Source organism: Vibrio sp. 2017_1457_13 (genome assembly GCF_030851525.1).
Classification (GTDB): Bacteria; Pseudomonadota; Gammaproteobacteria; order Enterobacterales; family Vibrionaceae; genus Vibrio; species Vibrio metschnikovii.
The window spans coordinates 1-24,736 of sequence record NZ_VHTA01000010.1; the positions used below are offsets into that span (position 1 = coordinate 1).

The 24,736-nt window shown below is 46.1% G+C and carries 18 protein-coding genes; 12 read left to right on the plus strand and 6 right to left on the minus strand.

Annotated features, from left to right (window positions below; translation table 11 throughout):
- Positions 1–511: 511 nt before the first annotated feature.
- The 4 genes from fre to trxA all read right to left on the minus strand — a co-directional run bounded on the left by fre (position 512) and on the right by trxA (position 5,207).
- The gene (gene fre / locus FKN88_RS14335) at positions 512–1,225 is read right to left on the minus strand and encodes an NAD(P)H-flavin reductase (protein WP_154169373.1); all 714 of its coding nucleotides are present in this window, start codon (positions 1,223–1,225) and stop codon (positions 512–514) included.
- 179 nt (positions 1,226–1,404) lie between these two features.
- Positions 1,405–3,258, minus strand: a complete 1,854-nt coding sequence (gene ubiD / locus FKN88_RS14340) for a 4-hydroxy-3-polyprenylbenzoate decarboxylase (protein ID WP_306687623.1) — start codon at positions 3,256–3,258, stop codon at positions 1,405–1,407.
- 173 nt (positions 3,259–3,431) lie between these two features.
- A complete protein-coding gene (gene rho, locus FKN88_RS14345) occupies positions 3,432–4,691 on the minus strand; it encodes a transcription termination factor Rho (protein ID WP_040905638.1) in 1,260 nt (419 codons plus the stop codon).
- 189 nt (positions 4,692–4,880) lie between these two features.
- Positions 4,881–5,207 carry a thioredoxin TrxA gene (trxA, locus tag FKN88_RS14350; RefSeq protein WP_004397310.1) on the minus strand — a complete coding sequence of 109 codons (327 nt, stop codon included), beginning with the start codon at positions 5,205–5,207 and terminating at the stop codon, positions 4,881–4,883.
- A 112-nt stretch (positions 5,208–5,319) separates the two neighbouring features.
- Between trxA and rhlB the strand changes: the two genes are divergently transcribed.
- Together rhlB and gppA are read left to right on the plus strand one after the other, a co-directional pair.
- Positions 5,320–6,621, plus strand: a complete 1,302-nt coding sequence (gene rhlB / locus FKN88_RS14355; RefSeq protein WP_004397313.1) for an ATP-dependent RNA helicase RhlB — start codon at positions 5,320–5,322, stop codon at positions 6,619–6,621.
- 7 nt (positions 6,622–6,628) lie between these two features.
- Positions 6,629–8,125: a guanosine-5'-triphosphate,3'-diphosphate diphosphatase gene (gene gppA / locus FKN88_RS14360; RefSeq protein ID WP_306687622.1), complete on the plus strand. Its 1,497-nt coding sequence runs from the start codon at positions 6,629–6,631 to the stop codon at positions 8,123–8,125.
- 53 nt (positions 8,126–8,178) lie between these two features.
- Here the strand turns inward: gppA and FKN88_RS14365 are convergent, their stop codons facing one another.
- Together FKN88_RS14365 and FKN88_RS14370 are read right to left on the minus strand one after the other, a co-directional pair.
- A complete protein-coding gene (locus tag FKN88_RS14365) occupies positions 8,179–11,613 on the minus strand; it encodes a hybrid sensor histidine kinase/response regulator (protein WP_306687621.1) in 3,435 nt (1,144 codons plus the stop codon).
- An 89-nt stretch (positions 11,614–11,702) separates the two neighbouring features.
- Positions 11,703–12,893, minus strand: coding sequence for a 3-phenylpropionate MFS transporter (locus FKN88_RS14370; protein ID WP_186461174.1), 1,191 nt, complete (start codon positions 12,891–12,893; stop codon positions 11,703–11,705).
- A gap of 677 nt (positions 12,894–13,570) precedes the next feature.
- On the opposite strand from FKN88_RS14370, the gene FKN88_RS14375 reads away from it, so the two are divergent.
- The 10 genes from FKN88_RS14375 to FKN88_RS14420 all read left to right on the plus strand — a co-directional run bounded on the left by FKN88_RS14375 (position 13,571) and on the right by FKN88_RS14420 (position 24,595).
- The gene (locus FKN88_RS14375) at positions 13,571–15,394 is read left to right on the plus strand and encodes a DUF294 nucleotidyltransferase-like domain-containing protein (RefSeq protein WP_306687620.1); all 1,824 of its coding nucleotides are present in this window, start codon (positions 13,571–13,573) and stop codon (positions 15,392–15,394) included.
- Positions 15,395–15,399: 5 nt separating this feature from the next.
- A complete protein-coding gene (locus tag FKN88_RS14380) occupies positions 15,400–16,047 on the plus strand; it encodes a 3'-5' exonuclease (protein ID WP_306687619.1) in 648 nt (215 codons plus the stop codon).
- 186 nt (positions 16,048–16,233) lie between these two features.
- Positions 16,234–18,180 (plus strand): acetate--CoA ligase, encoded by a 1,947-nt coding sequence (acs, locus tag FKN88_RS14385; protein ID WP_158144364.1) that lies wholly within the window; start codon positions 16,234–16,236, stop codon positions 18,178–18,180.
- A gap of 429 nt (positions 18,181–18,609) precedes the next feature.
- Entirely contained in the window at positions 18,610–19,059 is a 450-nt protein-coding gene (aroQ, locus tag FKN88_RS14390; protein ID WP_158137709.1) for a type II 3-dehydroquinate dehydratase, read from the plus strand.
- A gap of 62 nt (positions 19,060–19,121) precedes the next feature.
- Complete coding sequence (accB, locus tag FKN88_RS14395) at positions 19,122–19,577, plus strand: acetyl-CoA carboxylase biotin carboxyl carrier protein (RefSeq protein ID WP_154169385.1); 456 nt, start codon at positions 19,122–19,124, stop codon at positions 19,575–19,577.
- A 15-nt stretch (positions 19,578–19,592) separates the two neighbouring features.
- Positions 19,593–20,936 (plus strand): acetyl-CoA carboxylase biotin carboxylase subunit, encoded by a 1,344-nt coding sequence (gene accC, locus FKN88_RS14400; protein WP_040905716.1) that lies wholly within the window; start codon positions 19,593–19,595, stop codon positions 20,934–20,936.
- A gap of 191 nt (positions 20,937–21,127) precedes the next feature.
- The gene (prmA, locus tag FKN88_RS14405; protein ID WP_004397330.1) at positions 21,128–22,015 is read left to right on the plus strand and encodes a 50S ribosomal protein L11 methyltransferase; all 888 of its coding nucleotides are present in this window, start codon (positions 21,128–21,130) and stop codon (positions 22,013–22,015) included.
- 139 nt (positions 22,016–22,154) lie between these two features.
- Positions 22,155–23,123, plus strand: a complete 969-nt coding sequence (gene dusB / locus FKN88_RS14410) for a tRNA dihydrouridine synthase DusB (protein WP_158137708.1) — start codon at positions 22,155–22,157, stop codon at positions 23,121–23,123.
- A gap of 23 nt (positions 23,124–23,146) precedes the next feature.
- Complete coding sequence (fis, locus tag FKN88_RS14415) at positions 23,147–23,443, plus strand: DNA-binding transcriptional regulator Fis (protein WP_004397332.1); 297 nt, start codon at positions 23,147–23,149, stop codon at positions 23,441–23,443.
- A gap of 180 nt (positions 23,444–23,623) precedes the next feature.
- The gene (locus tag FKN88_RS14420; RefSeq protein WP_158137706.1) at positions 23,624–24,595 is read left to right on the plus strand and encodes a LysR substrate-binding domain-containing protein; all 972 of its coding nucleotides are present in this window, start codon (positions 23,624–23,626) and stop codon (positions 24,593–24,595) included.
- Positions 24,596–24,736 lie beyond the last annotated feature (141 nt).

The following is a 24,736-nucleotide window of genomic DNA, read 5'->3' on the forward strand; positions in this document are numbered from 1 at the left end:
AAGTTCTTTTTGGCTCAATGAATACTGACTCTAAATTACCTAGCTCCTATAAATAGAAGCGTAATTCAAAGCTATTATCGTTCCAACAGAACGATAATGAATTGACTGTGCCGATAGTGCTAAAAGCGCTATCAATTTGGTCACTCAGTTCATTGAAACCGAAGTGCTTATTGCTAAGCATTTTGATTATCATCAACGAGTGCCCACACAGATTGATTGGTTTAAATTGTTAAAGAGCTAGCTTGCGAATCTCTCGTTGAGCTTCGAAGCGGAGGTGAATTCTAGCGAGTTAATTTGAAGAGTCAAACACTTTTTCAAATTTTCTTTTTTAGAAGCTTTCCCTCAACCAACACTGCTTGAAGCCTTGCGGCGTCTGCCGTGTCAGTGAGGGCGCATTATAGGGAGTTCGTTTGGCTTGGCAAGTGCTTTTTATCAAAATATCTTTAAAAAACGCACAAGCGACCAATTATTGAACATCACTGTACGCATTTTAATCAATCGATGTCTTTTCTCATATAAACGCATAAGCATCGGCGAACATCCGCTCGCTGATTGCTTGTTTATGTTGGGTAAATTGATCTCTCGCTGCACCCGCCATATCAAATCGACCTGCTATATAGATATCAAATTCTGCTAATGAGTCAAAATCTGCCATCACCGCTTGTAATACATTGCCAATTTTGCCTGACCATTCTGCCGGTGCTTTTTCAACAACAGGAACAAAGTGAACATGGGCATATTGATCTGTTATCGTTTGTAGCTCTTGCAAAGCATAGAGCTGCGCTTCATCTCTGGCTCCCCAATAAAGATAAATCGGTGTGATATTGCCCAGTGCTAGACAGCGATCTAAAATCGAGCGAACATAACTAAATCCTGTGCCGCCTGCGATCAAGAGTAATGGTCGTTTCGCATCTTCTTGTAACCATGCCTCTCCGTGAGGCGCATCGATCGTTACTTCGCCTTGCTGTTCAAGTGCTTGTTGCATAACCTGCACCACTTCCTGTGCGTAAGCATTATGTTCGGCAGCGCCAATATGAAGTTCCAGCTCTCCATTATCACGGCATGGACTACTGGCTATTGAGAAAGGCCGCTTATCTTTTTCACCCATTACCACCATAAGGTACTGACCGGCTTTAAAAGCAACTGGTGTAGTCGGTTGCAGTAAAATCTGATAGGTATGATTGGCCAAAGGCTGAATCAACTTCACTTTACATTGAATGGTCATGACTTCCTCTTCCTTACTTAACCAAAGTAAGTGCTATATGACGTAAAAAGATTGAGCCAGTAACCTTTTACCTCAGCGACCTTTTCTTGGTAGGCATCCTTACTGAGGTGATGACTGACTTCACCGATAAAAATAATGAATGTTTGATAACCAGACCTGACAAATACGCAGACGATAGGTTAATCGATCTTTAACAAAGGCCACATTTGATCGACTTTAGCAACTAACTGAGGATCCTTCTTAATCGGAGTCCCCCATTCACGCTCGACTTCTCCAGCAAGTTTATTAGTGGCATCGAAACCTAACTGACTGACAAAGGTATTGTGATTCTTATCGCTCACCGTATCACGTGCAGGATCCATACGGGTGGTAATCGCCCAGATAACATCATTCCAATCACGAACATTAACATCATCATCACAAAGTACCACAAATTTAACGTGAGCAAACTGAGATAAAAACTGCCATACCGCTTCAAGTATCCGTTGAGATTGTCCAGCTTGGACTTTTTCCATTGCCACGAGCGCAAATTGATTGTGAGCACTTTCAGGCAAATACAGATCGATCACTTGTGGATACTGCTCTTTAAAAACCGCAATGTCTTGTTCTGTTAACGATGCAAAGGTATTGGATGGATTGGGTTTATCACTGACTGATTCTGCTGGCCATTTACGAGTAGCATCTAAGCCCATTTTAGAACCCAACCCCACCACCGGCGAAGCAAAATCTAGCGAATCGATGGGGGTGTTTTCAATCATCAAACTGTCGCGAACCGGATCCATATGCTCACACATCGCTTGAATGACCGACGACCAATTTCGAGCATCAACGCTTTCATCACAGACAATCACAAACTTCGTATACATAAATTGACGGAGAAACGACCAAACTCCCATCATTACTCGCTTAGCATGACCTGGATATTGTTTTTTAATCGTGACTATCGCCATGCGATACGAGCAACCTTCCGGAGGCAAATAGAAATCAACAATTTCAGGAAACTGTTTTTGTAGTATCGGGACAAACACCTCATTTAATGCAACCCCTAGTACGGCAGGCTCATCAGGTGGGCGTCCGGTGTAAGTACTGTGGTAAATCGGTTGTTGGCGCATGGTTACATGAGTAACCGTAAAGACGTGATGACGCTCAACTTCATTGTAATAACCGGTATGGTCACCATAAGGTCCTTCGTCAGCAAACTCATTAGGGTCAATATAACCTTCAAGGACAATTTCAGCACTCGCAGGGACCTCTAAGTCATTACTCACCGATTTAACCACTTCTGTTTTGCTACCACGTAATAAACCAGCAAAAGCATATTCAGATAGCGTATCAGGCACCGGAGTAACCGCACCAAGAATCGTTGCAGGATCAGCGCCAAAAGCGACCGAAATAGGAAAAGGCTCTCCCGGATGTGTTTCCATCCAATCTCGCAGATCGAGTGCACCACCACGATGCGCTAACCAACGCATAATAACTTTATTTTTAGCAATTTTTTGTTGACGGTAAATGCCTAAGTTCTGACGTTTTTTATTGGGGCCACGAGTAATCGTTAATCCCCAAGTTAATAAAGGTGCGACATCATTAGGCCAACAACTCATGACTGGGATTTTATCTAAATCAACCTCATCACCCTGCCAGATGATTTGTTGGCATGGTGCTTTTCGTAAACGCTTAACGGGCATATTAAGTACTTGCCGGAAAACGGGCAGCTTATCTAAGGCATCTTTAAAACCACGCGGAGGCTCAGGCTCTTTAAGATAAGCGAGCAATTTACCAACCTCACGCAAATCCTGTACACTTTCTCGGCCCATCCCCATGGCAACACGTTCGGGAGTACCAAATAAATTGGTCAATACTGGCAAGTCATAGCCAATTGGATTTTCAAATAACAGCGCTGGTCCGCCCGCTCGCAGTGTACGGTCACTGATTTCGGTCATTTCATAATGAGGATCAACCGGATGAGCAACGCGTTTTAACTCACCACGCTGTTCAAGATAGTCAATAAAATCACGTAAATCCTTAAAATTCATAAGCTTTCTTGTCGTTGATTACCTTGAACTTAGTATAACAAAAAAGCGCTTTATTTCAGCGCTCTTTCCACCATCTCTTTGTCTATTTAGTTAAAATCAACGTACGAGGTTGGATTTTTCCAAAAAAAAACACCACGCTAATAGTGTGGTGTTTTAGAGGATTTTACTTCACTTTATTGACGGCGCATCGCATCAAAGAATTCATCGTTGGTTTTGGTCATGGCCAACTTATCAATCAGGAATTCCATCGCATCAGTTTCACCCATTGGATGAACAATCTTACGTAGAATCCACATTTTTTGCAGCTCATCCGTCTTCGTGAGCAACTCTTCGCGGCGCGTACCTGAACGGTTAAAATCTATCGCTGGGAAGACGCGTTTTTCAGCAATTTTACGATTAAGGTGCAGTTCCATGTTACCTGTCCCTTTAAATTCTTCGTAAATCACTTCATCCATTTTTGAGCCTGTATCGACAAGAGCGGTAGCAATAATGGTTAAGCTGCCTCCCTCTTCAACATTACGCGCGGCACCAAAGAAACGTTTAGGACGATGCAAAGCGTTAGCGTCAACACCACCCGTCAGTACTTTACCTGATGAAGGGACAACCGTATTGTAAGCACGAGCTAAACGGGTAATGGAGTCGAGTAAGATAACGACATCTTTTTTATGCTCAACCAAACGCTTGGCTTTTTCGATTACCATATCAGCCACTTGTACGTGACGCGATGCTGGTTCATCAAAGGTAGAAGCAATCACTTCACCTTTAACAAGGCGTTGCATTTCCGTGACTTCTTCTGGGCGTTCATCAATCAGTAATACCATCAAAACACACTCAGGGTGATTGTTAGCAATACTCTGGGCAATATTTTGCAATAACATGGTCTTACCCGCTTTTGGCGGAGCAACAATCAAACCACGTTGTCCTTTACCAATCGGAGCGGCAAGATCAAGAACTCGAGCAGTAATGTCTTCCGTAGAACCATTACCACGTTCCATCACCATGCGTTCATTAGCATGTAAAGGTGTTAAGTTTTCGAAAAGAATTTTGTTGCGGGCGTTGTCAGGTTTGTCGTGGTTAACCGTGTTCACTTTAAGCAGTGCGAAGTAACGTTCACCTTCTTTGGGTGGACGGATTTTCCCAGCAATCGAGTCACCCGTGCGCAAGTTAAAGCGACGAATTTGGCTCGGTGACACATAGATGTCGTCAGGGCCAGCCAAGTAGGAGCTGTCTGCACTGCGTAAGAAACCAAAACCGTCTTGAAGAATTTCCAAGACCCCGTCGCCAAAAATATCTTCACCGCCTTTTGCATGTGCTTTAAGGATAGCGAAGATGATGTCTTGTTTTCTTAGACGCGCGAGGTTTTCAAGGCCTAGGCTCTCACCAAGTTTCACAAGATCAGACACAGGTCTGCTCTTCAATTCTGTTAGATTCATTGTGGTGGATACTTGTTTAGTCAAAATAGGATCTATTTTCTAGTTAAGATGGATTTGGTCTCAGGATTGACCAAGAAGTGAACACTTGTTTAATTAACGTGCGATAAACTAACACTAAAAATAAGCGTAGTCTAGAAAATGTTTTTTGCAAAAGAAAACCGCACGTGAGGTGCGGTTTTACACTTTGCGCTACAGATTGGCGTCCAAAAACTCTTTCAATTGAGTTTTAGACAACGCGCCAACTTTAGTTGCTGCAACACTACCATCTTTGAATAAAAGAAGGGTAGGAATACCGCGAATACCGAACTTAGGTGGCGTTCCTGCATTGTGGTCGATATTCAATTTACCGATAGTGAGTTTGCCTTGGTACTCTTCAGCGATTTCATCAAGAATCGGGGCGATCATTTTACATGGTCCGCACCATTCTGCCCAAAAATCGACTAGAACCGGGCCTGCAGCTTTGATCACATCGTTCTCAAAACTTTCATCAGAAAGCTGCAAAATTTTATCACTCATCTTCCACTCCAATGTGTTTTTCTGAACTGATTGCATAACAACCAGTAAATTAGATGCTCTATTGGAATGTATTTACTTCCGTATTGCAAGTGTAAGCTGATATTCTATAGCAATGAAAAAGACACACATCACAGAGCAAAAGTTCGCCGACTTCGGTTTACACCCGCAAGTCATTGAAGGATTGGATAAAAAAGGGTTTGAATATTGTACCCCGATCCAAGCCTTGGCGTTGCCGGTCCTGCTCACCGGCCAAGACATTGCAGGCCAGGCCCAAACGGGCACTGGTAAAACCCTTGCGTTTCTTACTGCTACCTTCAATCACTTACTGACGACCCCTGAAGCGGAAGGACGAAAACCTAACCAGCCTCGCGCCATCATCATGGCCCCGACGCGTGAATTAGCGATTCAAATTTATAACGATGCAGAATCATTAATTGCAACTACGGGCATAAAAACCGCGCTAGCGTATGGTGGTGAAAGCTACGATAAGCAACTGGCTAAAATTCAAGAAGGCGTCGATGTATTAATCGGTACCACCGGACGTATCATCGATTTCTATAAACAAAAAGCGTTCAACCTTAACCATATTCAAGCCGTTGTGTTGGACGAAGCCGATCGGATGTTTGATTTAGGCTTTATTAAAGATATCCGTTTCTTATTCCGCCGTATGCCCGAGCCTAAAGAACGTCTCAATATGCTCTTTTCTGCCACGTTGTCTTATCGTGTTCAGGAACTGGCCTTTGAGCACATGCATAATCCAGAGCATGTGGTCGTGGAAGCGACCCAAAAAACCGGCCACCGCATTAAAGAAGAGCTGTTCTACCCTTCAAATGAACATAAAATGGCCCTTTTACAAACCATTATTGAAGAAGAATGGCCAGATAAAGCGATTGTTTTTGCCAATACTAAACATCGCTGTGAACAGGTTTGGGGAAGTTTAGCCGCTGACGGACATCGAGTGGGTCTACTGACTGGTGATGTACCCCAGAAAAAACGTGAACGTATCTTAGAACAATTTACCCAAGGTGAATTAGACATTTTGGTCGCTACCGATGTTGCTGCTCGTGGATTGCATATTCCTTTAGTGACTCATGTTTTTAACTATGATTTACCTGACGATAGCGAAGATTATGTCCACCGTATTGGCCGGACAGGTCGAGCGGGAGAAAGTGGTTCTTCGATCAGTTTTGCCTGTGAAGAGTACGCCGTCAATCTACCTGCGATTGAAGAGTATATTGAGCACTCGATTCCGATGTCGGATTACGATCCAACCGCGCTATTGACCGATTTACCCAAGCCATTAACTCTGCGTTCTTCATCGCAGCAACGTCGGACTAACACCACAGGATCACGTTCAGGTAACCGAAAGCCACAACGTCGTCCACGTGCACCACGACCGAAAAAGGATTCGTAATTTATCTATGAGTCACCACACTTCTTCACCGCTCTATGCGGCTATCGACCTAGGTTCTAACAGCTTTCATATGTTGGTGGTTCGTCACGTCGATGGCAGTGTGCAAACCCTAGCGAAAATTAAACGCAAGGTTCGCTTAGCTGCTGGATTGGATGAACAGAATGCATTAAGTCAAGAAGCGATGCAGCGTGGCTGGGATTGTTTAAGTTTGTTTGCCGAGCGCCTACAAGATATTCCTGCACCACATATTAAGATTGTCGGTACCGCGACGCTACGCACGGCAATCAATGCTGAGCAATTCTTGCAAAAAGCAAATGCCATTTTAGGTCACCCTATCGAAGTTATTACCGGAGAAGAAGAAGCGGCAACCATTTATAAAGGTGTAGCTCATACCTCTGGAGGTATGGGTCGGCGATTAGTGGTTGATATTGGTGGTGCTAGCACAGAGTTGATTATTGGTGAAGGGTTTGAAGCTAATGCGTTAACCAGCTTAAAAATGGGCTGTGTTACGTGGTTAGAGCGACATTTTAAAGATCGCCAACTCAATACCAGTAACTTTAACAATGCCATTTATGCGGCAAAGCAAATGCTAGACCCCATCTTGGATACTTATCGCCAATTGGGTTGGAATGTCTGCGTCGGAGCCAGTGGTACCGTTCAAGCGCTACAAGAGATCATGTTGGCGCAAGGGATGGATGAGATCATCACCCTCCCGAAACTCAAACGCTTGCAAAAGCAGGCGATGCTAGCGGATCACCTTGAAGAATTGGATATTGAAGGTTTAACTTTAGAACGTGCTTTAGTCTTTCCGAGCGGCTTATCGATCTTAATCGCTATTTTTGAGTCACTCAATATTGAAGCCATGACACTGGCCGGTGGCGCATTACGTGAAGGGTTAGTCTATGAGATGGTCGAGACTCTTCGTCAAGAGGACATCCGCGCTCGCACCATTCAAAGCATCCAAAAACGCTATCAGATTGACAGTCAATACGCTCAACAGGTGGCCACTCTCGCCAGTCGACTGCTTGCCCAGTGTGGCGGAGAGAGCTGGGCTCCTGAACCACAAGCGGAAATGTTATTACGCAGTGCTGCACAATTGCATGAAATTGGTTTAGCGATTGATTTTCGCAAAGGGGGCGAGCACAGCGCGTACTTGCTACAACATCTCGATTTACCCGGTTACACCCGTGCGCAAAAACAATATTTAGCCGAGCTCACCCGTCGTTACCGAGAACAACTGACCTCACTACCCGAGCAGCATGCTCTTTCTGGAACCACGGGAAAACGTTTATTACGTTTGTTGCGTTTGGCGGTGCTGCTCAGCCACCGACGTCATCCGGCCTTAGAGCCTGAAGTGCTGCTTGAGGCGCAAGGCGATAATTTAACGTTAACCATCAATCAACAGTGGTTACAAGACAATCCGCTCACTCGTAGTGAATTGGAACTGGAAGCTAACCGTCAAACCGACATTGGTTGGCCATTAACGATCAATAGCGACCAGTAGCGCGAGCACTCCGTCAACTCATCCTACCCCCGACGACTCAGGGGTAGGATGATTTATCGGCACTGATTCAATAAAGCACGCAATTTCAAAGGTTTGATTGGCTTAGCCATAAAACTAAAACCTCCAGCTTGAATGCCTTCGACAATGTCTGGGTTACGATCAGCACTGATGATCACCCCAAAAAAACAATCGCCTAACCTTAAGCGGCACTGTTGCAAAACTTCTAAGCCGGTTCGGCCATGATCGAGTCGATAGTCGGATAAAATAACATCAGGAACCCATTGCTGTTCTAATGCTTGCAAGCTTGACAACAAATCAACGGCGGTTTTTACTTCACAGCCCCAACGCTCTAATAATTGTCGCATCCCGACTAAAATATCCGGCTCATTATCAACGCATAACACTCGCAGATAGCTCAGATCAGATAACGTTTCCGTCGCTTTCAGCCTAGGCGTTGGTACAGAGATCGCTTGCGAACGAGGTAAAGTAAGCGAGAAAACGCTGCCTTTACCTGGCCAAGAACGCATGGTAATAGCATGATCTAATGCCTGAGCAATGCCTTTTGATATCGCTAAACCTAAGCCGAGACCTTGATCAGAACGAATCTGCCCACCGCGATTAAACTCTTCAAAAATTTCCTGCTGTTTATCTTCAGCAATCCCAAAACCATTATCCCATACTTCAATACGCACCATGGTTTGACTGCGACGCACCCCAAGTACGACTCGCCCTTGCGGACTATAGCGAAAAGCATTAGTGAGAAAATTTTGAATGACGCGACGCAGTAACTTCGGATCCGACTGAACATATAACGAAGACGGCACCATATGAAATTGTACCTGCTGTTGCTTAGCCAACGCACTAAACTCGGCCTGTAAATGAGTTAACATGCTATGGATTGGAAACGTATGCTGATGAATATCTAACTTACCCGACTCTAAACGTGAGATATCCAGTAAATCACCAATTAAATCTTCCGCAGCGCTAAGCGCGCTTTCGATATGATGCGCTAACCGTTGAGACTCTTGCTCTTTAGCCACTTCAGATAAAGACGATGCAAATAAACGAGCCGCATTTAATGGCTGCATTAAATCATGGCTCACCGCGGCTAAGAAACGCGATTTCGATTGTGATTCACGCTCTGCTTTTTGAGTGGCGACAACCAACTGTTGGTTTAGTTTTTCTAACTCTCGCGTCCGCTCAACCACTCGCTCTTCCAAGTGTTCGTTGGCCTCTTTTAAGTTACGTTCAGCATTGCGAAATACCGTGATATCACTAAAGCTCATCACAAACCCACCACCGGGCATCGGATTGCCTTGCACTTCAATCACTCGCCCATCACTGCGCATTCTAGATGAGGTATGCCTTGAACCTTGTTGTAAATACTCGACGCGCTTTCGAACATGATCTTCAGGATCACCCGGCCCACATAATCCCTGTTGAGCATTATGACGAATAATATCGGCAATCGGCCGCCCAACTTGGATTAACCCAGCAGGAAAATGAAACAACTCTAAATAACGTTGGTTCCAAGCCACTAGCCTAAGCTGTTTATCGACTACCGCAATCCCTTGTCCGATATGCTCAATCGCGCCTTGTAGCAAACCCCGACTAAAATCATACAGCTCAGAGGCTTCATCAACGATGGTCGCCACTTCTTCCAACTGCATTTTTCGACCTTGTAGAGCCGAAGTCAGGACTAACTTAGCCGAAGAAGCACCAAAAACCCCCGCTAGCACACGTTCTGTATGGCGAATCAATCCTGCGGGCGCTTGTTGATTGGGCATTAAACTGACGTTTTGCTGAGCCCAAAACTGAGCAAAAGCACTGCGCACCCGGGAACGTCCGACAAAACGCGCCGCAAGCATTTCTAACTCAGCCACCGTAACCCGACTTTGGTAGAGGCTCATGTTTTCATTTTCAGGCAGTGGCGTGCCAATAAATGAAGCCGCTTGTAAGCGCTCACTTAAGCTGGAGCGAGTCACTAACGATACGACAACATAACACAGCGTATTGAGTGATACGCTGAGTAGCATTCCCCAATCGACGCGACTCATTCCCAGCTCATATAACCATGAAGGCGGAGTGATCAACCATAATAAAACGTTATTTTGCGCATCCCCAGCGAGCATTTGTGTTGCGCTCATGAGAGTGATAAGCCACAAGGTGAACCCAACCACTAACCCCACATAAACGCCTTTGCGATTGCCATCTCGCCAGTACATTCCGCCAAGCAAAGCTGGGGCAAATTGGGTAATGGCCGAAAAAGAAAGAAAGCCAATCGCAGACAGAGAAGGAATGCTATCGAGGGCAAGATAAAATCCCCACGCGCCCAATAGCAAGAATAAAATCAGGGTGCGACGAATAATCACCAATAAACCAGAGAAATGACGGTGGTTACGATGTGTTAAGCGCATGCGGCGTAACAACAGAGGCATAACAAGATCATTCGAAACCATGATCGCCAACGCTATCGTCGATACAATCACCATCCCCGACGCAGCCGAAGTACCGCCTAAAAAAGCCAATAAGGCAATCTGCTCAGCCCCGACGTGCATAGGAATACTCAGCACTAACGTATCGGCAGGAGCATTAGGTAGTAGCGCTTGGCCAACCCAAGCTATCGGTAAAACAAATAACCCCATCAACATTAAATACAGAGGAAAAAGCCAGCGGGCGGTGTGCAAATCTTGCGGTCGCTCATTTTCTACCACCATGGTATGAAATTGGCGTGGTAGGCAGACAATCGCCAGCATGGTTAACAGAGTATGAACCAATAATGTCGGCCAATTGGGGGCTTGATACGTTTGCTCGGCAATCGCCAACACGTCGATGTTGTGATCCGAAAAAATCACATAACCAACAAACAAGCCCACCGCCAAAAAGGCCACCAATTTCACTATCGATTCAAACGCAATGGCCATCATCATGCCACGATGATGCTCGGTATTATCAATATGGCGCGTACCAAACAACATGGTAAATAACGCCAACGCCAAAACCACAAACCAAGAAATATGGTCATCTTGATAGCCAAATTGAGCGTACAAATCTGGAGCAACCACATTCAGTCCCATGGTGATGCCACGTAACTGCAAAGCGATATAAGGCAATATTCCGGCAACCGCGATTAAGGTCACCGTGACGGCTAACCCTTGCGACTTGCCGTAACGTGCACCGATAAAATCGGCAATCGAGGTAATGTGCTCACGTTTAGCAATCAAGATCAGCCGTGCTAATACCCGCCAACCAAAAATAAACACCAGCATCGGTGCAAGATAGATAGGTAAAAAAGACCAAGGATTGGCACTGGCTTGACCGACCGTGCCATAAAAGGTCCATGACGTGCAATACACCGCAATCGATAGACTGTAAATCCAAGGCCGCCAGTGCGCTAACCAGCGCGTTTGTCTATCGCCATACCACGCAATCAAAAAGAGTACGCCTAAATACATCAGCGAAACTGGGATTACGATCCATCCATGCATTAGGAATCCTTTTTTCTGCGCCTAAAAAAACCTCTCCTTAAGGAGAGGTTATTTAACAAAGGATTCACTCACAACTCAATCACTGAGCATCAATTCTGTGCTTCAGGCTCAGCTTTAACCGCTTGTCCATCTTGTATAACTGAACTCGGTAACTCAACCTTAATCAATAGTGCTACCCCACCCATTGCTGCCATGACCCAAAACACTCCCGCACCAAAGTGATCGTATCCCCAGCCACTGAGCGTGGTTAGCAACGCAATAACCGCACCAAGAGGAATGGCGTTATACAGCGCTTGTAAAGCCACCATTTTATTTTGAGGCGAATGCTGAATATATTGAATCGCGGCAATATGCGCCATCGCAAATGTGACGCCATGCAGCAGTTGAATCGCGACTAACGCGATGATCGCCGTTGTCGAAGCAGTCAGCCCCCAACGCAACATGACCCCTAGGGCGGCCACCACGAACAACGCTCGTAGACTCCATCCGGCAAATAAACGCTTACTTAAGGCGAACACCAGAACCTCAGCGACTACCCCCAAGCTCCATAAATAGCCGATGATCGCTTCCGAGTGCCCAGCTTGCTTCCAGTGAATCGCACTAAAACTGTAGTAAGCGGCGTGGCTGCCTTGAATCAAAGCCATCAATAACAAAAACTTAATCACAGGTAATTCACGCAGTAACTGCGTTAATTTAGGGCGCACAGCGTGAGCGTGACTTTCAGTAACAGGCATCACCTGCGGGTTACGCAGACTGAACAGCAAAGTGATTGCCGCACCAAATAAGGCGGTATAGAGAATCATGCTACTGCCGTATAACGCCACCAAATAGCCAACTACTGTCGACCCGGCAATAAAAGCCACCGATCCCCATAAACGAGAACGACCGTAATCAAGTAATTGATGTTTCGCGTAAAAATTAGCCATCGCATCAGAAAGCGGAACAATCGGCCCACAACAGAGGTTAAATAACACCGTTGCCAAGGCCATTAGCCAAAAACTGCCGCCAGTAAAAAAGTGAAACGCGATAAATAATAACGCCGCTAAACTGAGCCAACGTAAAGCAGGTAACAAATGTTCGACTTTATGGATCCGTGGTGTAAACAGTAAATTCGCCACACAGCGGGTTGCAAAACCAATCCCAACTAATACGCCAATATCCGTCGCCGACACACCTTGATCGGCAAACCACAATGACCAAAACGGTAAATAAACCCCGTAAGCAAAAAAGAAACCAATAAAGTATTGGGATATCCACCCAAAAGGGGAAGGGTTCAACATAACAGATCCTAAATAATTCATCGCCCAAAGCGCAGGGTCCCTGCCAACGCGTCACTCGCCGCTAACCGCACTGAACATCACCCACAGAGAAAGCACATCGGACACCGATAATAACCGGCGATTATGCAATAAGTCCCTAAAACTAAAAAGGGATCTTTCATCGCCTTGACGATTTCCCTGTTGTTTGACAAACGCTAAGCGGTCAATGATTAGGGTCTGTTTATCTTTCGAGCTGATTTTTGCAGCAGTTTGTGGCTGCTTTATACAAGGCAGAGGCTTTGATATGTAGTAACTCTACCTGAGAAGCCGATAACGCCGTAGAAAGGAGCCACAAACGCTGCCCGAAGGGTTCGGCTAAAAGTGTTTTACTCTTTGTTGAGAGGTGTTTTGCCTAGAATAACTAGGCTACAAACCTCTCGCCGCGATTAAAACACTTTTATCTCGAACAAAATTTAACCGCGAAAGATAAACAGACCCTAGAATCTCAGAGGAGAAAAACAGATAACTGTCGATAGTCCATCGATTGTCGCCAATTCGATTGCACCAACATTAGACCAAAGTCGTCTGGAGAGCTTGAGAAAAGCAGCCACACTTATCGATAAGTGCGGCGGATTGATTCGCGTCGTAAAACAGACAGAACAAAGAGCAAGCATCCCACTTATCAAGGTGAGTTAACTATGCCGGACAAATTTAACATGCTCTCGCCTCCCTTTAGCAGCTTAACCGAGGCCCAACAACAGCGATTGCGCGCCGCTTTAGATATTGCTTACTATCGTGAGCACGACGTGTTGATCCAACAGGGACAAGCGTGTCATCAACTGTGGATTCTGATCAAAGGCACGGTAGAAGAGCGCTCGGTGGACGGTAAAACGCTCTATGCTCACTACACTAATGAAGATATGTTTGACGTGCGAGCTCTGTTTGAAACCTCCGCCAAGCATCAATACGTCGCACTAGAAGACACCTTAAGTTATTTGCTACCCAAAAAACTTTTTCTGGCTCTGTGCCGTGAAAATCACCAATTTTCGGCGTATTTCGAAACCAACTTGGCCAAGCGTCAAGAGCTGATTGAAGTCGCCCAGCAGCAGAAAAATCTGGCTGAGTTTATTCTGACCAAAATAGAACCTGAGCTCTACCTTGCGCCAACGTTGGTCAAACCCGATCAGACCTTAGCTGAAGTCACTCAAGAGATGAAAAGTCGCCGCGTGGATGCGGCCTTAGTCGAATGGCCTATCGGTGACCGACGCGCAGACTCCTCAGATACTCCCCCCTATGGCATCGTTACCCGCAGTAATCTTTTACATGCAATTATGTTAGAAGGTCATACACAACAGACTGAAGTCGGCGAGATAGCCACCTCTCCCATCCTGCATATCCAACAAGGGGATTTCCTGTTTAACGCAATGATCAGCATGACGAGGCACAAGGTCAAACGCTTGGTGGTCTGTGAAGGACGTAAAGCCGTGGGTATTTTATCGATGGTCCAAATCTTAAGTGCTTTTTCGACCCACTCCCACGTTTTAACGCTAACCATTGCTCGCGCCACGAGCATTGATGAGTTGGCTTTTGCGGCGAACAAGCAGCAGCAACTGGTCGAAAGCCTACTCAACCGAGGAATAAGAACGCGCTTTATCATGGAACTGATCGCGGCAGTTAATGAGCAGATCATCGAAAAAGCCTTCCAACTGATCGTACCCAGTGAAGCGCAACAGCAGTGCTGCTTTGTCGTCTTAGGCTCAGAAGGGCGCGGTGAGCAGATCCTCAAAACCGATCAAGACAATGCATTAATCATCGCCGATGAAGCTCAATGGTCTCACTCTACACCATGGCTAGAAACGCTCACCCACACTTTAGTCCAGCTTGGCTACCCACTGTGTCCAGGGAAAGTCATGGTCAATAATCCTGACTGGGTACAATCACAAACCGATTGGCGAACGACCATCAGCCATTGGATTCAGACAAGGCGACCCGAGCACATGCTCAACCTCGCTATCTTTGCTGATGCCTACCCAGTAGCAGGAAATAAAGCCTTACTCGCACCAGTAAAACACCATTTACAGACCCGCATCTACGGGCAATATGCGGTATTGGCTGAGTTTACTCGTCCAGCACTGAATTTTTCGCTACCCCTGACCTTATTTGGCCACCTTAAATCGAGTAAATCCGGCTTGGACATTAAGAAAGGGGGGATTTTTCCTATTGTTCATGGCGTGCGGGCGCTAAGTCTTGAATATCAAATCAGCAGCACGAATACCTTTCAACGCATTGAAGCACTGCAGGCACAACAGGCATTAGAAAAACAGACCGCTGATAACTTAAGAGAAGCGTTAAAACTGTTTTTAAAATTGCGTCTAGCGCAACAAATCACTAACCAACATCACGCCAATCATATTCAGCTTGGTCAGCTCGATCGCACTGAAAGAGACTTACTGCGTCACAGCCTGCATGTCGTGAAAAAGTTTAAGCAATGGTTGAGTTATCATTACCAAATTAGGGAGTAACGCTAATGAACTGGCTGGCGAGATATTATTGGCACCACAAATTAGCGGGGTCACCTTATCAAGATCTGTTTACCGCGCCCCTCAAAACCGAACTGATCTCTTTAGACTGTGAAACCACCAGCCTTGATCCACAACGTGCCGAGCTAGTCAGTATTGCCGCAACAAAAATCATCGACAATCGAATTCTTACCAGCCAAGCTTTCCATATTCGTCTCGCCGCTCCAACGTCCTTAGATTCGGGTTCGGTGCGCATTCATCAGTTACGTCATCAAGATCTCGCTAATGGTTTGTCGGAGCAGCAAGCCTTACAACAGTTGCTCGCGTTTATCGGTAATCGTCCATTGGTCGGTTATCACATTCGTTATGATAAAACGATTCTTGATATCGCCTGTCGTAAACAACTGGGCTTCCCACTACCTAATCCATTAATCGAAGTCAGCCAGCTTTATCATCAACAGTTGGAAAAACAGTTACCCAATGCCTACTTTGATCTAAGCCTTGCAGCGATTTGCCATCATCTCGACTTGCCAATGCAAAACAAGCACGATGCCTTGCAAGATGCGATTACCGCTGCATTAGTTTTTGTACGCCTCAGTAAAGGCGGATTACCGAAGCTAAAAAGCCCTTATCAGCACAGCCCAGCTCTTAGCTAATCGAGGCCTCATCCTAAAGTCTAATTGTGTAAATCTTGCTGGTGACTAACAGTTAAAGGCATAAAAAGCTTCCCATTAATGATGTTCAACCAGCCAGTTAAAGCGCTTTGATCAAACGACAGCACGGATCCTCAAGTTGGTCTCAGAGCACAAGGGAATTTACCGCTTACACAAGGAGAGTTAGTCATGAGTGATGCCCATATTTATCCGGTCAAAGAGAGTGTCAAAGCGTGTACCCATGCCGACAACGACACTTATCTCGCTATGTATCAACAATCGGTTACCGATCCGGAAGGATTCTGGCGTGAACATGGCAAAATTGTTGATTGGATAAAACCCTTCAGCGTAGTGAAAAACACCTCGTTTGATACCGGACACGTTGACATTCGTTGGTTTGAAGATGGCACCTTGAATGTCTCGGCAAACTGCCTTGACCGTCATTTAGCAGAGCGTGGCGATCAGGTTGCCATTATTTGGGAAGGCGACGATCCCGCGAATGATACCACCCTGACTTATCGTCAGCTCCATCAACAAGTTTGCCGATTTGCTAACGTATTAAAAGCTCAAGGAGTACGTAAAGGCGATGTGGTGTGTTTATACATGCCCATGGTACCGGAAGCAGCTGTGGCGATGTTAGCCTGTACCCGAATTGGGGCCGTACATACTGTCGTTTTTGGCGGATTTTCGCCGGAAGCCCTCTCTGGACGGATCATCGACTCCGATGCCACCTTAGTGATCACCGCCGACGAAGGCGTGCGAGCTGGCCGCGCTGTCCCCTTGAAGAAAAACGTCGATGAAGCGCTGACTCATCCTGAGATTAAAACCATTAATAAGGTGATTGTTTTCCAACGCACCGGCGGTCAAGTCGACTGGCACGAACATCGAGATGTCTGGTGGCATGAAGCCATGGCTAGCGTCTCTGAACACTGCCCAGCCGAAGAGATGAAAGCCGAAGATCCACTATTTATTCTCTATACGTCAGGCTCGACAGGAAAACCAAAAGGTGTATTGCATACCACTGGTGGCTATTTGGTGTATGCGGCGATGACCTTTAAATACATCTTTGATTATCAGCCCCAAGAAACTTTCTGGTGCACCGCCGATGTGGGTTGGATAACTGGACACACTTATCTCCTCTATGGTCCATTAGCCAATGGTGCCAAAACCCTTTTATTTGAGGGTGTGCCAAATTATCCCGACACTAACCGTATGAGCCAAGTGGTCGATAAACACCAAGTCAATATCCTTTATACTGCACCAACCGCGATTCGGGCTTTGATGGCAAAAGGTGATGAGGCCATTAAAGGGACGCACCGTAGCAGCTTACGCATCATGGGCTCGGTGGGTGAACCGATTAACCCTGAAGCTTGGCAGTGGTATTACAAAACGATTGGTAACGAGCAATCTCCGATTGTCGATACTTGGTGGCAAACGGAAACAGGCGGCATTCTGATCAGTCCTCTACCTGGCGCGACCGCTTTAAAACCGGGTTCAGCTACACGTCCCTTCTTTGGTGTTCAACCCGCATTAGTCGACAATATGGGTAACCTTATCGAGGGCGCAAGTGAAGGTAACTTAGTGATCCTCGATTCATGGCCAGGGCAAATGCGCACCGTCTACGGCGATCATGAACGCTTTGAACAAACCTACTTCTCTACTTTCCAAGGTATGTACTTTACTAGCGATGGCGCACGTCGTGATGAAGATGGCTATTATTGGATAACCGGACGAGTCGATGATGTCTTAAACGTATCTGGCCACCGAATGGGTACCGCAGAGATCGAATCGGCCCTAGTTGCGTTTGATAAAATTGCCGAAGCGGCGATTGTGGGCATCCCACACGATATTAAAGGGCAAGCGATCTACGCTTACATTACCCTTAATCATGGCGTCTACCCTAGCGCTGAGCTACACAAAGAAGTCAAAGATTGGGTGCGTAAAGAGATTGGCCCTATCGCCACACCAGATGTACTGCATTGGACCGACTCACTGCCGAAAACTCGCTCAGGTAAAATCATGCGCCGTATTTTACGTAAAATTGCCACTGGAGATACTAGCAACTTAGGCGATACCTCAACGCTTGCCGATCCAAGCGTGGTCGATAAGTTGATTGCCGAGAAAGCGCAGCTTTAGGTTCTAGGTCCTAGGTTCTTTGGCTCTTTAGGTTTGGAGTTTTGGGTTCTGGTGTTGTTTTTCCCCTAGGATCTAGGACCTGATTTTCCTAGGACCTGATCTTCCCTAGAACCTTGATCTTAATCTTTTTTTCCTAGGACCTAGGACCTGCTTTCCCCTAGGACCTAGTTCTTGATTTCCCTAGAACCTGCCTTTCCTAGACCCAGCCCTTTCCAAAGTTCTAAATTCCAGTCTCAGCCAGCAATAGTCGTTCAAAAAAACACCCGCCATAGTCATTAGACCAGTAAATTGCTGCCATTTGCGACGAATTAGCTATAATCGTGGTCAATTTCATAAAAACAGCGAACTTTTGACAAAAAAAGTAGGTCGAAAGTGCCATAATATGAAATTATCAGGTTACATCTCACGATAGAGGACGATAGCTACATAATGACCGCGAAATTACGCATTCTTGTCCTTAATGGTCCAAACTTAAACCTGCTGGGTTTACGTGAACCGGAACATTACGGCGCACAAACACTCAACCAGATCATCGATAAGTTGCGCCAACAAGCGGCACAGGCCGATGTAGCGTTAGATCACCTGCAATCGAACCGTGAGTATGAATTGATTGAAGCGATTCACCAAGCGCACAATAAGGTGGATTTCATCATTATCAATCCAGCCGCTTTTACCCATACCAGTGTGGCACTCCGTGATGCTTTACTGGGTGTCGCTATACCATTTATCGAAGTGCATCTCTCTAACGTGCATGCACGCGAACCGTTTCGTCATCATTCCTATTTGTCTGATAAGGCACAAGGCGTGATCTGTGGTCTAGGTGCACAAGGCTATGAATTTGCTCTGTTGGCAGCGATTCACGCACTGCAAACAAAGTAACGCACAACATTCTACAGTCCTAATAGGGCTGTCTTACTCACAAGATAAAAGAGAAAGAACCAATGGATATTCGCAAAATAAAGAAATTGATTGAATTAGTGGAAGAGTCTGGCATTTCTGAGTTAGAAATCTCTGAAGGCGAAGAGTCGGTACGCATCAGCCGTCATAGCCCAGCTCCAACCACTCAAGTTCATTATGCTGCAGCACCGGCTGCTCCTGTCGCTGCACCCGTAGCGGCTCCCGTTGCAACGGCTGAAGCGGCTCCTGTCGCCAAAGTGCCAACGGGTCATCAAGTATTGTCACCAATGGTTGGTACCTTCTACCGCTCACCAAGCCCAGAGTCAAAAAGCTTTATTGAAGTCGGCCAAAGTGTTTCCGCGGGTGATACCTTGTGTATCGTTGAAGCGATGAAAATGATGAACCAAATCGAAGCAGATAAATCTGGCGTCGTTACCGCAATTCTTGTCGAAGATGGTCAACCCGTTGAATTTGATCAACCTCTTGTCGTCATCGAATAATCGAGGCCAATGGTTATGCTAGATAAATTAGTTATCGCGAACCGAGGCGAAATTGCGCTTCGTATTCTTCGCGCTTGTAAAGAATTAGGGATTAAAACGGTCGCGGTTCACTCCACCGCAGACCGTGACCTAAAACACGTTCTCCTCGCGGATGAAACGGTCTGTATCGGCCCAGCAAAAGGCATCGATAGCTACCTCAATATCCCACGCATTATTTCTGCCGCAGAAGTGACGGGGGCGGTTGCCATTCATCCCGGTTACGGATTTCTGTCTGAAAACGCCGACTTTGCTGAGCAAGTCGAGCGCAGTGGCTTTATCTTTGTCGGCCCAAGAGCAGAAACCATCCGCTTAATGGGTGATAAAGTATCAGCCATTAACGCCATGAAAAAAGCCGGCGTACCTTGCGTACCTGGCTCGGATGGTCCTCTCGATGGTGACGAAGCAAAAAATAAAGCCCACGCGAAACGCATCGGCTATCCCGTGATCATCAAAGCCTCTGGCGGCGGCGGCGGTCGAGGCATGCGCGTGGTACGCTCAGAAGCCGAGTTGATCACCGCGATCAACATGACTCGTGCAGAAGCCAAAGGTGCCTTTAATAATGACATGGTTTATATGGAGAAATTCCTCGAAAACCCACGTCATATTGAGGTTCAAGTACTGGCCGATGGTCAAGGTAATGCGATTCATCTTGGTGAACGCGATTGCTCAATGCAACGTCGTCACCAAAAAGTGGTCGAAGAAGCGCCAGCACCGGGCATCAATGAAGAAGTACGTAAATACATTGGTGAACGCTGTACGCGTGCTTGTATTGAAATTGGCTATCGCGGCGCTGGTACTTTTGAGTTTCTGTATGAAAACGGCGAGTTCTACTTCATTGAAATGAACACCCGAATTCAGGTTGAACATCCCGTAACCGAAATGATCACTGGGGTTGATTTGATCAAAGAGCAATTACGTATTGCCGCTGGCCAACCACTCTCCTTTACGCAAGACGATATTAAGATCCGCGGCCATGCCGTCGAATGTCGTATTAACGCTGAAGATCCAGAGCGATTCTTACCTTCTCCGGGCACGATCACTCGTTTTCATTCTCCAGGTGGCATGGGCGTTCGTTGGGAATCGCACATTTACGCAGGTTATACCGTACCGCCTTACTACGATTCGATGGTCGGCAAACTGATCACCTATGGTGAAAACCGTAATGTCGCGCTAGCCCGCATGCGTAATGCGCTCGATGAAATGATTATTGAAGGGATTAAAACCAATATTCCTTTGCAAGAAATCATTATGAATGACGAAAACTTCCAAAATGGTGGCACCAACATCCACTATCTTGAGAAGAAACTCGGTATGAAATAATAGCCTCGCGCCTCAATTGCTATCATGCCCACTTCGGTGGGCATTTTTTTGCAGGCTACCACCCTCTTATCTCCCCTCGTAGGATGCTCATCAATCCCGTCCTTTCCGTCGAGATAACTTCAGGTAGGAAGCGAGCCGACAAACCTGCTAAACTCTGCGCCAATAACCGCGAATAAAAGAGAGCCCATGCCATGCCTTGGATTCAAATCAAACTGAATGCTACTAATGAAAATGCTGAAGCGATCAGCGATATGTTAATGGAAGAGACCGGTGCTTTATCGGTGACCTTGCTCGATGCAAAAGATACCCCTGTCTTTGAACCGCTACCGGGTGAGACTCGTTTGTGGGGCGATACTGACCTATTAGCCTTGTATGACGCCGAAGTCGATACCCCAAGTATCCTTGCTCAAATCCGTGACAGCCAACTCCTTGCCGACGACTTCTCGTATAAAATCGAGCAAATAGAAGACAAAGATTGGGAGCGGGAATGGATGGATAACTTCCATCCGATGAAGTTTGGTGAACGGTTATGGATCTGCCCAAGCTGGCGCGATATCCCCGATCCTAACGCCGTCAATGTGCTACTTGACCCGGGCTTAGCGTTTGGTACCGGTACACACCCAACAACCGCACTGTGCTTACAATGGCTTGATTCACTCGATCTGAGCGGAAAAACCGTGATCGACTTTGGCTGTGGCTCCGGTATTCTTGCGATTGCTGCGATTAAACTCGGTGCCGCGAAAGTGATCGGTATTGATATCGATCCGCAAGCACTGCAAGCATCCAGAGACAATGCTGAGCGCAATGGCGTCGCCGATAAAATTGAGGTTTACCTACCGCAAAATCAACCAGAGAATTTAGTCGCTGATGTTCTTGTTGCCAATATTTTAGCGGGCCCATTACGTGAGCTTTCTGCGGTAATTAAAAGCTTAATTAAACCTGGCGGACTGTTGGCAATGTCTGGTGTGCTGAACACACAAGCCGAAGACGTGGCGACCTATTATCGTGATCAATTAGACATAGACCCAATTATTGAGCAAGAAGAGTGGTGTCGGATCACTGGCCGCAAGCAAGATTAATGAAGAGTTTATCAGTTAATTGATTGAAATATGGGCAATTTACAAAAACAATTGCCCAATGCTCAAATATTAGTCTTTTCACACCGTAAAAAAATGCGTAAAATGCGCGCCCTTACTGGTATGAAGCTGTGAAGACGTTTTGAAAATCGGAAATCATCAACTTAACAATAACCTCATCGTGGCTCCGATGGCTGGAGTAACCGATAGGCCGTTTCGTGAGTTGTGTCTCCGTTATGGTGCAGGAATGGCCGTCAGCGAAATGATGTCCTCCAATCCCGCACTATGGAAAACCGATAAATCGAAAAACCGCATGGTGCATCAAGGCGAATCGGGCATTCGCTCAGTACAAATTGCAGGTAGCGATCCACAGCAGATGGCAGAAGCAGCACAGTTCAGTGTTGAAAACGGTGCGCAAATCATCGATATCAATATGGGCTGTCCTGCAAAAAAAGTGAATAAAAAGCTCGCGGGTTCTGCATTACTCCGTTATCCGGATGTGGTTGAACACATTCTTAAAGCGGTCGTCGATGCAGTCAAGGTTCCTGTCACCCTCAAAACCCGAACGGGCTGGGACACAGACAATAAAAACTGTGTTTATATCGCTCAATTAGCCGAAAACTGCGGCATACAGGCGTTTGCGCTTCATGGGCGAACTCGTACTTGTATGTACAAAGGAGAGGCAGAATACGACAGTATTAAAGCCGTTAAACAGGCGATCAGCATTCCTGTCATCGCGAACGGAGACATTGATTCTCCGCAAAAAGCGAAACAGGTGCTGGATTATACCGGTGCTGACGCTTTAATGATTGGTCGACCTGCCCAAGGTCGTCCATGGATTTTTCAGGAAATCCAACACTATTTGGAAAGCGGTACCACCATGCCTGAACTTCCGGCTCAGGAAGTAAAAGACATTTTGCTTGGTCATGTGCACGCTCTCCATCAGTTTTATGGTGAGTATTTAGGTCCTAGAATTGTGCGTAAGCATGTAGGCTGGTACCTAAAAGAACATGAACAAGCCAGTGAGTTTCGCCGTATCTTCAATGCCCTTGAAGCAGCTCCGCTGCAGATAGAAGCACTTGAAGGTTATTTTGATAACGTTGCATCATAATTAAGAGAAGAGCTAGACCGAATATGTTCGAACAAAATCTGACTTCAGAAGCTTTAACCGTAACTACCGTAACTTCACAAGATCAAATCACGCAAAAACCATTGCGCGACTCCGTTAAAGCGTCTCTTAAAAACTACCTTGCCCAGTTAAATGGTCAGGAAGTGACTGAACTCTACGAATTAGTTCTAGCCGAAGTTGAACAGCCACTATTAGACATCATCATGCAATACACTCGCGGTAACCAAACTCGCGCAGCAACCATGATGGGTATCAACCGCGGCACTCTTCGTAAGAAACTGAAAAAATACGGCATGAATTAATTTCAGCATCAGGCTACAAAATTCATCAAGGCTTACCACGGTAAGCCTTTTTTATTGATTCTTCACTTGCTCTGATAAGATAAATATTGTTATAACAATCCCTTATCTATATAACTGAAAAGCATGCCAAGAACTGGCGATGCCCGATGATACAGCCGAGTCAACCTCAGGAGATCACCCATGAAATTACAGCAACTGCGCTACATCCGAGAGATACAGCGCAATGGCTATAATATCTCGTTAACCTCAGAAAAACTGTTTACCTCACAGCCGGGGATCAGTAAACAGGTGGCATTACTTGAGGGGGAGCTCGGCGTACAAATTTTTGAGCGACAAGGTAAGCATCTGTCTGGTGCCACCGAAATTGGTCAACAAATTATTCAAGAAGCGAGCAAAATGCTCGAAATTGAAGAGAAAATTAAAGCCATTTCGGCCAGCGTTACCGCACCCGATCGCGGAAGAATGAACATTCATACCACCAACGCTATCGCGAAATTTTTACTGCCCGAAACCGTGCGCTACTTTATGAATAAATACCCTAAAGTCTCGCTGCACATGGGCACCATCGAACCTGATAGCCGTGGTAATACCCTACCAACAGGCCCGTATGACTTCTCTGTCGTTGCCCAAGAAATTGACGAGCAAGCCGATTTAACCGTGCTACCCGCCTATAAATGGTCACTGAGTTTAATTTTGCCACTCAACCACCCTTTGGCTGACGTCGAAAACATCACTCTTGAGCAACTGGCTCAAGAAAAATTAATCAGCTACGAATTAAAATCAACCGGTCGTATGGCCATCGATGACGCATTTGCCAAACGTGGGCTGACTCCGACGTATATCGTTACCGCCATGGATGCCGAAGTGATCAAAGAGTACGTCAGGCTGGGGGTGGGAGTCGGGCTTATCGCCTCTGTTGCTACCCACACGATGAGCGATAGTATTGTCGTTCGCTCTCTCGAAGGCTTAGTACCAGACTGCTATGCTTGGTTGTGCTACAGCAAAAACCTGTTTTTACAGCAATACATGTATGATTTTATTGCTAAATTCGCCCCTCACTTGACTCGAACAATGATCGAGCAAACCGCTCACCTTTCCAAAGCGGAGCTGACCAAATGGTTTGAAGATATGAATCTGATGACCTACCGCTAATGTTTCTCTGAGTCACGCAGCTCGGTGGTGTCGGCGCAAGATGCCACCGGATGTCGATATCATTGCCGCTTGATCATCACTCCCCCCTTGTCATCCATACACCGATCGTATTAATTAAGCCGCAAAGATAAATTAATACTT

Excerpts from the sequence above, each read along its gene's own strand:
- fre (WP_154169373.1), bottom strand. The coding sequence starts at position 1,225 with ATGACCATTCAATGTAAAGTGAAGTTGATTCAGCCTTTGGCCAATCAT.
- ubiD (WP_306687623.1), bottom strand. The coding sequence starts at position 3,258 with ATGAATTTTAAGGATTTACGTGATTTTATTGACTATCTTGAACAGCGT.
- rho (WP_040905638.1), bottom strand. The coding sequence starts at position 4,691 with ATGAATCTAACAGAATTGAAGAGCAGACCTGTGTCTGATCTTGTGAAA.
- trxA (WP_004397310.1), bottom strand. The coding sequence starts at position 5,207 with ATGAGTGATAAAATTTTGCAGCTTTCTGATGAAAGTTTTGAGAACGAT.
- rhlB (WP_004397313.1), top strand. The coding sequence starts at position 5,320 with ATGAAAAAGACACACATCACAGAGCAAAAGTTCGCCGACTTCGGTTTA.
- gppA (WP_306687622.1), top strand. The coding sequence starts at position 6,629 with ATGAGTCACCACACTTCTTCACCGCTCTATGCGGCTATCGACCTAGGT.
- FKN88_RS14365 (WP_306687621.1), bottom strand. The coding sequence starts at position 11,613 with ATGCATGGATGGATCGTAATCCCAGTTTCGCTGATGTATTTAGGCGTA.
- FKN88_RS14370 (WP_186461174.1), bottom strand. The coding sequence starts at position 12,893 with ATGTTGAACCCTTCCCCTTTTGGGTGGATATCCCAATACTTTATTGGT.
- FKN88_RS14375 (WP_306687620.1), top strand. The coding sequence starts at position 13,571 with ATGCCGGACAAATTTAACATGCTCTCGCCTCCCTTTAGCAGCTTAACC.
- FKN88_RS14380 (WP_306687619.1), top strand. The coding sequence starts at position 15,400 with ATGAACTGGCTGGCGAGATATTATTGGCACCACAAATTAGCGGGGTCA.
- acs (WP_158144364.1), top strand. The coding sequence starts at position 16,234 with ATGAGTGATGCCCATATTTATCCGGTCAAAGAGAGTGTCAAAGCGTGT.
- aroQ (WP_158137709.1), top strand. The coding sequence starts at position 18,610 with ATGACCGCGAAATTACGCATTCTTGTCCTTAATGGTCCAAACTTAAAC.
- accB (WP_154169385.1), top strand. The coding sequence starts at position 19,122 with ATGGATATTCGCAAAATAAAGAAATTGATTGAATTAGTGGAAGAGTCT.
- accC (WP_040905716.1), top strand. The coding sequence starts at position 19,593 with ATGCTAGATAAATTAGTTATCGCGAACCGAGGCGAAATTGCGCTTCGT.
- prmA (WP_004397330.1), top strand. The coding sequence starts at position 21,128 with ATGCCTTGGATTCAAATCAAACTGAATGCTACTAATGAAAATGCTGAA.
- fis (WP_004397332.1), top strand. The coding sequence starts at position 23,147 with ATGTTCGAACAAAATCTGACTTCAGAAGCTTTAACCGTAACTACCGTA.
- FKN88_RS14420 (WP_158137706.1), top strand. The coding sequence starts at position 23,624 with ATGAAATTACAGCAACTGCGCTACATCCGAGAGATACAGCGCAATGGC.